This window comes from Agromyces cavernae, assembly GCF_021044935.1.
GTDB lineage: Bacteria > Actinomycetota > Actinomycetes > Actinomycetales > Microbacteriaceae > Agromyces > Agromyces cavernae.
In genome coordinates, this window is sequence record NZ_JAJNMP010000002.1 from 25,919 (window position 1) to 38,466 (window position 12,548).

Genomic DNA, 12,548 nt, shown 5'->3' on the forward strand with positions numbered 1-12,548 from the left:
TCCGCAGCTCACCGATTGGGGCGGATATGAGAACCTGACGAGGTTTCGCGGCGGCGTCGGCTCGTTGTGCAGGTTCCGACGAGGTGGGACCATGGCAGGGCCGCGCCATGAGAGTGCGGAACCATGGAGGATGCATGCCTCGACTAACGCTGCTGCTCGTCGACGGGTTCGTCGAGGACGAGGTCGTTGTCACGATCGATGGCCGTGAGGTCGCACGACGGAAACCGGTTACGACGATGCTTCTCACCGGGTCCGCGGGCAGTATTCGCGTCGATGCTCCATCGGGAAAGTTCACGGTGGGCGTATCAGTGCCCTCGCGGCTGCCCCTACCTGAGGCAGCCCTGGAGACGAGGGCTGATGCAACGCTGCTGGCGGATCTCAGTGAAGGTGGAATACGACTGATCGAGGGTACTGGCCGGGAAGGCGTGCTCTAGCCTTGCCTTCTTGAATGGCAGGCGCAGGTGAACTCGGTGACAACACTGACGCGGGAATGGTGGCCGCGTCCTATGATCCGACCAACTGCACCGGTGTGAACTGCGGTCATCCGTAACGGCGGATGGCGGAAGCTGGCCTTCAGGTCCTATGCTGCGCGATAGGGGCGCCGGTGCAATCGGGGAACTGAAAGCAGGGTTTCCGAGTAACCGCGGCACGTAGCTTCGGTACTTTCCCCGGGGGGAGGGGTGAGATGGGCACCAACCGTTCCACGCTGTTGTTCGTCCACGGGACCGGTGTTCGCGGCAAGGCTTACGCAGCGACACTAGAAGCCATCACGAAGTCTGTGGACGATCGCGGGTTGGATGTCGAGGTCAAAGGCTGCTTCTGGGGTGAATCGGAAGGCGCCAAGCTTCAGCTAAATGGCCTTTCAATACCGGAATATCTCGACGCTGGCGGAGGCCAACAACCATCAGCTGCCGATGAGCAACTTGCATTGTGGTCGGTCCTCTACACCGATCCGCTGTATGAGATGCGTTTGCTCAGGAACTACTCCAGCTCGACACAGGTGCCGCTCGGCCAGGAGCCGCCAGCGGCGATACTCCGTCGAGACGTCGAAGGCTTCACCGCAAGCGACGAGCTGACAGCGTTGCTCACAGCCAACCACCTCACGGACTGGTTTCCAGCTGCACTCCAGACGGTTGCATCCTCGCAAGAGTTCGCGCAGGCCTTGGATACCGCCCCGCCTGAACCGCTCATGCATCGCCAAGCGATCGCCCGAGCGATCGTCGCACAAACACTTGTCGATTCAATGGAGGCGGGCATCGACCCGCTGAGCGGGAAGGTACGCGACGACATCGTCGAGGCTGTTACCACCCAACTCCACGGATACGGCATGGGTATCTCGGACTTCCTGCTGCGGCCGTTCAAGGGTCTAGCGCTGCGCTATGCAACGTATCGACTCACTCGCGACCGTGGCGAACTGACAGATAAGCTAACCGATCCCGGCGGCGATATCATGCGTTTCCTCGCTCGAGGCGATGACGCGCGCCGATTCCTGGAGCAATCGATTCAAGATTGTGGTGACGGTCCTGTCATCCTGCTCGCCCACTCGCTCGGCGGCATCATGTGCGCCGACCTTCTCGTCCGGAAGCAGCTTGCGAACGTTGACCTCCTCATAACAGTGGGTTCACAGGCGCCGTTTCTCTACGAGATCGGGGCGTTGCCAAGCCTCGAGCCGCCAGACCCGCTCCCGGACCACTTTCCACGATGGTTGAACATCTACGACCGTCGCGACCTTCTGTCGTATTTGGGCGCGGATGTCTTCCCCAAGCGCGTGTCAGATCTCAAGGTCGACAACGGCCAGCCGTTCCCCTACTCGCACAGCGCGTACTGGTCCAACCCAGAAGTTTGGTCGGGCGTCGAAGGAGCGCTCAATGGCCACCATTAGTACCGACAAGGTCCTTGTGCTCGCCATAGGACTTGAGGACTACGCCTACGGAGAGACCTTCTCGCTTCCGGGGGTCGCTTCGGACGCGGTGCGCTTTGCGCAGTGGGCCGTCAACTGTTCGGTGCCGCCGAAGCAGGTCTGGCTGGCCCGCTCATGGTCTGGCGCCGAGACCCCGGCACCGGATGGAGTCCTCACGTTCGCCGGCACTCAGCATGATCTTGAGGATCTGTTCATCAAGGCATCGAGGGAACGAGGCGACCTACTGGTGGTCTATTGGAGTGGGCACGGAGTGCTCAACCGAGATGGACAACGAGTGCTCTATGCGGCAGATGCGTACGCCGACGCTCCGCGAGTGTTCGTTGTTGATCAGGTCCTTCGCTACTTGACCTCCGATGCGTTCCCCGGTTTCGACAACCAAGTCGTGTTCATTGATGCGTGCGCCAATTTCGCGGCCGAAATGAAGATACCCGACGACCTCGCGTCGGGCCCGTTGAATCCGAACGGCAGGACCTTTCGTGGGCTCTCGCAATCAACATTGTTTGCCGCTTCACAGGGGGAGTATGCAACACACGATCGCCTGAAGCGGGAGGCTGCGTTCTCCGATAGCCTCTTTCGTTGGCTTGAGCAGAACGTTTCCCTCCCGATCGATTTCCCGAAAGTCGTGCAGCACATTGACGACAGCTTCGAGGAGTTGAACGCAAAGGGCGTCACTCGGCAGCATCCTGTGACCCGCATATTTGAGACTGGCGGGGGAGGCCGGAACGTCCATGAGTTCGGTGGTGGGATTCCTGTGTCTGGGCGGACCCAGGAAGTCTTGTCATCTACGGGTATGTCGCCGAGGCAGTTGAACCGTGTTGAGCGCGAACTGAGGAGCGGTGCCGCGCTAACTGAGGCAGAGCTGCGACAGGAGCTGCTTACTGCCCTGGATGGCCAGGTCGACGGAAGCGGTCAAGAGACGGTTGATCTCGTTGCATTGGTCGTGACCAATTTCGACAACCGTCGTCGCCTCATTGAGGCCCTGCAGGCTCGAGCGGCGACTCCCGCGGAGCGGTCTTTCGATCTCGAGACCTTCCTCGATCGTCAGCGCGCCGTGTCAAGCTTTGTCGAGGCGTTTGGCACCATCAATCGGCAGCAAATGAACGAGGCGTTTCGAATCGTGGTGCCGGAGCGAACCGGTTCGATGCCCGCCGACCTCGAGCAGGCGCTGGAGTTTGCTGCTGCATACTCGGGGCCACCTGCCTATGAATCACTTACCAAGTTCGCCGTCTCGCTCGAGTGCCTCACGGGCAATCAGCTTCCCGACGAACTTTTCGATCCTTACATCAGTCGCCCCAACTTGAACTTGCTTCGGGCTGGTGCTGCCGCACCGGCCGAGGGCATCGCCAGACTCGTTATCGAGATCCCGTGTGTAGAGGGGCCAGAGGCTCGATTCTCTTGGCCGGCTGAGGTCGTCGCCCATGTGAAGGACCCGCGCAATGGTTGGCAGCCCAAGTCGGTTGTATCGTGTCAACGCACACCTGACGGATTCCGGGAGGCCGCGATTCCGCTCATCATCCAGATGGCCAGCGACTACCCTTCTTTCTCAGTTGGGTTCTTGCTGCCTCGAGCGGCGTTTGTTGCGCTCCCTGAGAGGTGGCCATTTGCAGCGAGCCCATTGGAGGCCTCCCGGCCTCTTGGGCAAGCATGGCCGACGGCGCTTCACGTCGCGGAGCGTCGTGCCTACGAGCCCGTGTTCAGGCAGTGGAAGAATGCCGTCGAACGAATTGCCGAAAGTCTGCAATTCAACTCACCGACCCTTGAATGGATCTCCGGAACATCAAGCGTCACTGCCATTCAGGACTCGGTTGCCGGTAGCAAAGCGCATCTCCAGGGATTCGATTTTGCCATCGGAACTGTCCCGGACGATCTACGCCGTGATCCTCTCATCGCAAGCATTGTCGGCGGAGCACCCTATGTCTTCTGGGCGACCGATCCACCATCGGATTGGATCAAGGCCAAACAGATGCTTGAACAGTTCGTGTCGGACGGCGATTTCACAACGATTCCCGAACGCCTGCTGGCGCTTCGGAGAGGCGATTCCGAGGGGCTTGCAAGCACTTTGCGGTTGGTGTGGGACGATCCCGATTCGCTGCCGCCCCGCCGCTCAGAGTTGCCGGCCATGGCATAAGGGGCGAAGAAATGAACGACTGGCGAATCTATCGCGGCGACCGCAAGGTTCGAGAGATTGAGCTTCCTGAGCCGCCACCTTGGCGAGTGTTCTCGGATGATGGTTCGTCCAACAGCTCGTCGAACCATGCTGGGGCAACGTTTCAGGCGTCGCGTGAGGTGGTCGATGCGGTCAACGCGGCCCTCATGTTACGGAGACCGCTCCTCGTCACCGGGATTCCCGGATCTGGGAAGTCGTCCCTTATCGACGCCGTCGCGCTTGAGCTAAGCCTCGGGCCCGTGCTGAGATGGCACGTCACGTCGCGGAGCACCTTGAACGAAGCCCTTTACCGCTACGACGCAATCGGTCGACTGCAGGCAGAGAGAATCGCTCACGATGAGGGCGCCACAAAGACCACCACGTCGATTAGCGACTATCTCACGTTGGGTCCTCTGGGTACCGCTCTCATTCCACGAAGCAAGCCTCGTGCCCTGCTCGTGGATGAGATCGACAAGAGCGACATCGATCTGCCGAACGACCTCCTCAACGTGTTCGAGCGTGGAGAGTTCGAGATCCCCGAACTGACCCGTCACAAAGAGGACGCCGTTGACGTGAGGGAGTTCGAAAGCCAGAAGTGGGTGCGCATACACAAAGGCAAAGTTCAATGCGCCGAGTTTCCTTTCGTTGTACTCACGAGCAATGGTGAACGTGACTTCCCGACCGCCTTCCTGCGGCGGTGCATCAGGTTGCGGATGCCTGACACAACAAAAGAATTGCTCGAGGACATTGTGTCGGCCCACCTTCGTCTGCCAAACACTCCAGCAGTGTCGCGGCTCATCGACGATTTTCTTGCTCGGACGGACGGGGGCAAGCCCCAAGCAACGGACCAACTCCTCAACGCCGTGTACCTCGTCACTCAGAACGTGTTGCCTGAGGACAGTACGGAGCGCCAGGCAATCCTTGAGCTTCTCTTCAGGGAGTTGACCTCGGAGTTCTGATGCTTGATCGACTAATTCGAGCACTCCAAGTTTCCGGAATCGAACCAGAATGGCGAGATCTCGCTGACATTCTCTGGCTCGCCAGGTTGGTTCGTTCCGACTCTGACGGGGAACCGACCGAGCAGCTAGGAGAAGAAGCCGCAGAGCCGGAAGCGGTCGAGGCGCCACCGGTCCCAGCGTCATCCAAGGTGGCATCCGACGATGATGTCGTCGATGTTCCGCAACCGTCACATCCCATAACTGAGCGACTGCCGCGGACACTGGGCCGGACGGCGTCCGCGGGGGCCGCCGCAACGACGGGGTTCGAACTTCGCGATCCGGCTCATAACACGCTGCCAGGTGAACGCGAAATCAACCGAGCCATTCGACCTCTGAAGGTACGGCGCGCGTCCCACCGGCTTCACACCCTTGACGTCGAACGCACCGTCGACTTCTACTGCGCGACGGGCCTTCTCATCCCGGTTGAGGGTCCGGCTAAGGTTCGTTGGTTCGAGGAGCTTTCCATCGTTCTCGATGCGGGACCAACGATGTTGCCGTGGGGATCGACCGTGAGTGCGCTGACGCGACTCTTCGAACGGTACGGCGCTTTCGACCGCGTCGTGCAGTGGAAGCTCGTTGAGGGGACCGCTGGTGTTGAACTCGTTTCGGCGGCTGACCGGAGACACGGCATCAGAGAGTTGATTGACTACAACGGCCGCCGTCTCACCCTGGTCGTGTCCGATTGCGTCGGAGCGATGTGGACTCGTCCGGATATTTGGGCAGCCATTGACCTGTGGGGCCGCAGTGGGCCGGTCGCATTGGTGCAGGTGCTGCCCGAGCGGCTTTGGGCCGCCACGGCACTCGGCAATGTGGACGCAGGTGTCTCGGCGGACCGTCGAGGTGAGCCGAACAGAAATCTGAACGTCAAGTTGCCATGGTGGTGGCTGTCACCGACCCGAGCGAACGTGCTGCCCGTCATTAGCCTCGATACTGATCGCCTCACGTCCTGGGCGCGCATGCTGATGGGATCTGGGGCGTCTGTCGCCGGCGTAACCCTGCCTCCCACACCCCTGGGAGATGATCGAACGGATGTGAGTCAGCGGTCGCCCGACGAGCGCCTTGACATTTTCCGCTCCACGGTGTCAATGGAAGCCTCCCAACTTGCCACGATGCTGTCGGCCGTCGAGGTGACATTCCCGATCGCTCGACTGCTCCTCGATCGGTTGGTTCCCGGTGCAACACAAGTGCAACTCGCCGAGGTGCTCGCGGGTGGATTGCTGTTCGAACTAGAACCAGGCACCGGCAATTTCGAGTTCCACCCGGGAGTTCGCGAGCTCCTACAGCGGTATCTCACCGTGACAACGACGCTCGATGTGTGGCGAGTCGTGAGTCCATATCTGGAAGCATCGAATCCATCTTCGGCGCCGTTCTCCATCATGGAGGGCTCGGTGGCTGCGCCGACGGCGGGGATGAGTGCAGTAATCCAGTCTCTCGGCGAGCGGTTTGGATTCCAAACACCGGACTCGATCGCTCGCGCGGCCGGGCCCTCGTCGCGGGACGACACGGCCGCTCCTCCTGGGAGTGCGAGTGAAGAGACCCCACCTGGTCAATTCGTCGACCTCAAACCAAACGTTGTCATCCTCGAGGGTGGAAAACTCGCCGCGCCCGCGTCCTCCGAACCGGTCGACGAGTTTCATACGACGAGGGCTGATATCGACGCCATTTTCGAGACGCATCTGCCCGCGTTCATCGCAGCGCATGAGCCCGGTCCGGTGCCAGTCATGCTCTACGCGCAGGGCGGACTCACGGACAAGGAGACGAGTCTTGGCGTCGCCGAGCAGCAGGTGGCCTGGTGGAAGGACAACGGCGTCTATCCGATCCATTTCGTGTGGGAGACCGGCCTCGGCGCGGAGCTCTGGGACGCGATGCGGGAGTGGGCGTCGGGCGGTCGTCGCGGCTGGGTGGAGGATGCGAAGGACTCGTTCGTAGAGGTCGCCACTCGGCTGCTCGGCGGCGGCCGGATCTGGAACGACATGAAGATCGACGCGGCCGCGGCAGCCGCGAAAGGCGGCGGCGGGCACTATTTCGTGCGCGCCCTCGCGAAGTTCATGGCGGCGCACCCGAATGCCATCGAGGTGCACGCGGTCGGCCACAGCGCGGGCTCGATCTTCCACTCGCACCTGCTCGACGCGGCATTCGAGGCGGATGTCCCCGAGATCGCGTCGCTCAACCTGCTCGCGCCAGCCGTGCGCGTCGACACCTTCGCCAAGCTCGTTATGCCGCACGCGCGCAGCGGCAGGATTGGACGCGTCGCGATCTTCGCGATGGACGACGAGGCGGAGCGTGCTGATACCTGCCTGCGCATCTACAACAAGTCGCTGCTCTACCTCGTGTCGGCGTCGCTGGAGCCGCAGACGTCGACCCCGATCCTTGGCATGGCGAAGTTCCTCACGCGAGATGCCGAGCTCACCGATTTCTTCACGGGCGTATCGCCAAGGGGCGCCTTGGTGCTTGCCCCGTATGCGGTGGGAGTACGCACGGCCAGCGCGGCGACATCGCACGACAACTTCGATAATGACGCGTCGACCATGGAGAGTGTCGCGCGTCGGGTAGCGGGCGTCGCCAGCGTCACTCCATTCCTGAATGGTCGTGGACGACCCCGAGCGCCCTGGCCGACATATGAGAACCTGCCTGCGGCTCGCACAGGATCCGCATCAGGTGGCCGAGGCGCCCGCCGCGCGCTCTGCATCGGTGTCGACGCCTACCCCGACGAGGGGGACCGCCTGCGGGGCTGCGTTGCCGACGCGCAGGCCTGGGAAGAGGCATTTCGCACAACCGGTTTCGACGTGACCAGGCTGACGGATGCAGCGGCCACCCGCGACGCAATCCTCCGCGCCATCCTCGAGCTCGTGAGTCAGGCCACCCCCGGCGACGTGCTCGCGTTGCATTTTTCGGGACAGGGCACGTTCGTGCCCGACCTCGACGCCGACGAGGAGGATGGCGACATCGCGACGGACGAGGCGCTGTGCCCCGTGGACTTCCGCAAGCAGGGGCGGCTCATCATCGACGATGACCTTGCGCACATTTGGGACGTGATCCCTGAGGGCGTAGCGCTCACCGTGTTCTTCGATACCTGCCACTCGGGATCAGCGAACCGTGCGCCGCGCGTTGACCTCACCCCCGTCGGCAACTCATTGCCGCGGGCCGTCGTTCTAACTAGGGCTGACTTTGACGCGTATCGCGTCAACCGCGGTGCGGAAGTGGATAGAAGGACGGCCGACTCTCTGCGGATCGAAGCGCTCGCTGCGGTTCGCGCATCTGAGTCCCACTTGCCGAAGCCACCTCGCGTCAGCGGGGTGCGTCGGAACGAAGTACTGTTCAGCGCCTGTCGGGCCACCGAGATCGCTTGGGAGTCGGGTGGTCAAGGCGACTTCACCCGCGTGGCCATACCGCTGCTTACGGCCAGCGTGGGAAGAATCTCGAACCGCGAATTCGTGCGGCAGCTGGTCGAGGAGTTTGGCCCGAACCGCCGGCAGACACCCGAGTTCCACGGCGAAGAGGTGCTCGGTGGTCGCCTCCTCCTCGCCCCCACAAATGCGTTTCCGCCGACCGCGGCCCCGTCCCCGACCGAGACACCCACAACTGAACCTCCCCCCGACGGCATCACAACGGATCGTGACGGTAGCGACGAAGCGCCAGTGCCCCCGGACCAAGAACAGGTAATACGAAAGCTCGCCGAGAGGTATGACGCAATACGTCAAGCGATGACCTCTGGCCCAGAGCGAACAGGCGAAATGACTCGAATCTTCAACTCAATGGTCTCGTTGGCGCCCGTCGTGCGCCCACTACTTGGAGATCTAGAGCGAAGTTCGTCCGCTGGCGAACGACTTGCGGCAATCGCCATCCTGAGCGCATATCCACGTGCCGATCGACTTGAGTGGCTTGCCGAACGCTTGGACAATCCCGAGGTTGAGGCGCCCTTCGTCGGGTATCAAGCCGCCCGGGCATTCACGCAAGCCGTTCGTAGTCTCCCTCTCGATGCCATGACATCAGTTGAAAAGGCCTTGTCGCATGCGCTACAACTCGCACGCAAGCTGCCTGGCGACCCTGACCGCATCACGACCTTGGAGTACGCGCGTCAGGAGGTGGCGTTGCGCAGGGGAGACAGCGGTCTCGATCTAGAGAACGATACGCCATCGTCGGAACTTCCGGACACGGCGCCCGCGCCTCCGGATGCACCCGAAGCCGTTCCAATCGTGTCTGATGCATCCGGTCTCCCGGGCGTGTACGTCTTTGCAGAACTCGCGCAGCCTCTCGGTGCGCGTACGAGCTTCGACCTGCGTGTCCGGCTGGCCTATCGCGCAAGTGAGCCGAAGAGCGGGATTACAGCTTCTCAGTCCATCACTACGGACCCGCGTCAACCTATAACTGTCACGATCGTTCCCCGAAGGTTCCGCCTCGCTGAAGACGAGCCGAGAAGTTTCGAGCTCGTCATTCCGGATAAGAACCAAGACGCCTATGAGCACGTGTCTACGCTGTTAGCACCTGAATCCGGACCAGCGGAGGTATCGCTGCTGTTCAGGCAGAAATCTGACCTGCCCCTCGCGACGTTGCGACTGACGGCCCGGATCACGGAGTCAGGTTCGGGGGCGAAGCCGAGTAAGGTCACGGCGAAGATTGTCGAGCCAGCCCCCGAATTGATCGCTTTGCCGAGCCTTAGAGTCGACGAGGAGTTCGTTGAAGGTGAAACCCGCCTATCGGTCCGCGCGAGTGTCGGCGGCGAAACGGCCGAAGGTCTCCTTCGGCTACCTAGCAAGCGCCGTTTCGTAGGGGCGTTGTACAACCGGATTGCCGGCGTTCGGGCGGAGCTCGCCGAGCTTAACGACTCCAACAGTCGGGTGCGCACCGCGCTGCGTCGGATGACACAAATCGGAAGCTCGCTGGCCAGGTCAGTCCTGCCGCCCGAGGTTCTTGGCCTTCTCTGGCAACACCGCGACGAACTTGACGGTCTCATTGTGCAGTCCACCGGCGAGTTCGACATACCGTGGGAACTTCTGCACCTCGTCGCGTCCCCCGGCGAGCCCGACAACGGAGAAGTTCGATTTCTCGGCAATACCGGCCTGATTCGCTGGGTGTACGACAACCGTCATCCGACGGAGATCCCGGTCGCTCGTGGTCGGGCGAAAGTGGTCTGCCCTACCTACGTCGACCCTCTCCTTCGACTGGTCAACACGGCCGAGGAGCGGCGTCTGCTGGAGCAGGTGATCCAAGCCACCTCAATCCAGCCAGAAGATGCCTCGGGCATTCACACGATGATGAGGGATGGCTTCGACCTCTTTCACTTTGCAGGACATTGTCGATGGTCTGAGGTCGAACCGTCGCAGCAGGAGCTCCTGCTTGCTGAATTCAGCCCCGCCGCAGGAGAGGACCCGGCTTGGCGCTATACCGTCGATGACCTGCGAGCTGACTTCGGCGTAAGCGACGGAATCGACATTGCCGCAGCACCGTTTGTGTTTCTCAACGCCTTTGACATTGGTCGTACGATCTCGGGTGAGCGTTCCATCGGCGGATTCGCAGAGGCCTTTCTTCGTGGTGGCGCCGGCGGCCTCGTCACTTGCTCATGGTCACTCAGTGATGATCCATCTTCCACCTTCGTACACGCGTTCTATCGGGCGCTCCTCGACGGTCAAACGCTTGGCGAAGCGACGAAGTCCGCACGAGCCGCCGCCCGCGAAGCTGGAGACCTATCTGAACTCGCATACGCCGTTTATGGACATCCCAGGGCGCGGCTGACACTCACCTAGAATGCACCGGTGGCCGCATGACGCTTATGCGTACTTGGCTCTCGTGGGCTCTCGCGCAGCGTGACCCCAGCCTTGATGATCGCCACGCGCATGGTCACTTGATTCACATCCATCCGCTTCGCAGCCGGCGACAACGACAGCCCCGACTCATACAGTCGCGCCGATTCACTCACCTGTTCTGGCGTCAACGACTGCCGACGCACGACCACATTGCTAGGACGCAGGGTGCCGAGGATCGTGGACTTAGCGACGCCGTACTCAGCAGCCAGGACAGTCGAGGTCTCACCCGCTTCGTAGCGGGCAGCGACACTGGCGCGATCCGTGTCGCTCAGGCGGTTCCATGATCGCTGGACAGGAGGGAGGAGTTCTCGCGGAGAATCCCCATAGCTCCCGAAATCTCGCGGATCTGGGAGGCCGTAACAGAGGGTCGTTGATCTATTGGAACAGAGGTAGATAATCCCGACCGGAATGTCCCGGAAACTCAAGGGTTTCCGGGACATTTGAGGTTAAGAGACTTGGTCCTTCCATCGAAAACCCATCACTTTTACCCCTTGGACGACCCTGACGCGGACTCGCCCTGCGACTTCACCGCGTTGTCACCCCGTCAGAGTCACACGTTTCGCCGATCAGTAATCGCGCTTCGGAGGCCACTTCGGTGGTGGTTGATGACCCGCAGGATGACGGACATGGTGCCACACCTAGGCGTCGGGTGATTCAGCATCCGACTAAGCAGGGATCATCGCCGCCGCCTCGCGGCCACGCGCGACGTCGTGGTCTACAAATTGCACAAAGTCACAATCGCGGTCGGCGATCACGAAATCCTCGATCGCCACGGAGGGTGGCTCACTTGGGCCAGGCAGTCTGATGCGTCGGGCAATCATGCCATTCGAAGCACGTCATGCGCCGATAAGCAATCGAATTAACCGACGCATCGTCGAGGAGCTGACCATCGGGGGCCAACTCCAGACCGCTTGGCGTTTAGGGACGCCGCGCTGGGATGCCCGATCAATCCCGTTCGCTCTTAGGGTTGCTTCTCGGGGTCACGCCAAGCCGCGCGCGGCCATCGGTGCAGATCACATCGTCGTGCCTGCTAAAGCCGAATGCCAGACTTGTGCTCATGACAGAGTGCATTCACGGACTTGAGGAAACCCAGTGCGGTGTCTGCGGAACCAGGGCACCCGGCGCGGGCGGCCTCGAGGGGACTATGGCGGGGAAATCGTTCGCTCTGGTCTACGCGCCAAGTCTTCGCGGAGACACGTTTCTTCACCTCAATCGCGAGGGCGACCACTGGAAGTTTCGCTGGTACTCGTCCCCAAACCGCCCCGCAACCGAGCTGGCGCAATCCGGGAGAGCGTCGACGCGACTCGTGTTGGACCTTCGCGGCGTCGACTTCGTACATGAAATCGCCTACCCGTACTCGACATGCCCCGGAGGGGTTTCTGTCACCGACTTCCGGTTCTGGTTTGACGAGATTGCGAGGATTAACGCCGCGTACGGCATCGGCTGACTCCCTCCCTCTGTGGGCGAGGACTCGACGCCTATCCAGTGACTGACACGCCCGCCCTGGCGACACCCCGACTGCCAAGCGCAGCCTGGCGCGTTCGAGGTTGTAGGCGAAGAAGCGACGAAGCGCTACGGCTTCGGCGAAGCTCCTCAACGACGAACTGGTCCCGCTCGTTGAGTGTCCGGCGCCGCGCTTCATGAACGCCTGAACAGGACGAGGATCTCGGGTGCCGGGT

The 12,548-nt window shown here is 61.5% G+C and carries 6 protein-coding genes; all 6 read left to right on the forward strand.

The features are described 5' to 3' along the window. Positions 1–134 precede the first annotated feature (134 nt). The 6 genes from LQ757_RS06180 to LQ757_RS06205 all read left to right on the forward strand — a co-directional run bounded on the left by LQ757_RS06180 (position 135) and on the right by LQ757_RS06205 (position 12,316). Positions 135–434, forward strand: a complete 300-nt coding sequence (locus tag LQ757_RS06180) for a hypothetical protein (RefSeq protein WP_231046358.1) — start codon at positions 135–137, stop codon at positions 432–434. Positions 435–685: 251 nt separating this feature from the next. Further along, the gene (locus LQ757_RS06185; protein ID WP_231046359.1) at positions 686–1,882 is read left to right on the forward strand and encodes an alpha/beta fold hydrolase; all 1,197 of its coding nucleotides are present in this window, start codon (positions 686–688) and stop codon (positions 1,880–1,882) included. Beyond that, on the forward strand, positions 1,869–4,049 hold the full coding sequence (locus LQ757_RS06190) for a VMAP-C domain-containing protein (protein ID WP_231046360.1): 2,181 nt from the start codon (positions 1,869–1,871) through the stop codon (positions 4,047–4,049). Before LQ757_RS06185 ends, LQ757_RS06190 begins: the two co-directional genes overlap by 14 nt. A gap of 11 nt (positions 4,050–4,060) precedes the next feature. Beyond that, entirely contained in the window at positions 4,061–5,026 is a 966-nt protein-coding gene (locus tag LQ757_RS06195; protein ID WP_231046361.1) for an AAA family ATPase, read from the forward strand. After that, positions 5,026–10,809, forward strand: a complete 5,784-nt coding sequence (locus tag LQ757_RS19305; RefSeq protein ID WP_304504430.1) for an SAV_2336 N-terminal domain-related protein — start codon at positions 5,026–5,028, stop codon at positions 10,807–10,809. The genes LQ757_RS06195 and LQ757_RS19305 overlap by 1 nt, the downstream gene beginning before the upstream one ends. A 1,117-nt stretch (positions 10,810–11,926) precedes the next feature. After that, positions 11,927–12,316 carry a hypothetical protein gene (locus LQ757_RS06205; protein ID WP_231046363.1) on the forward strand — a complete coding sequence of 130 codons (390 nt, stop codon included), beginning with the start codon at positions 11,927–11,929 and terminating at the stop codon, positions 12,314–12,316. Positions 12,317–12,548: the final 232 nt, after the last annotated feature.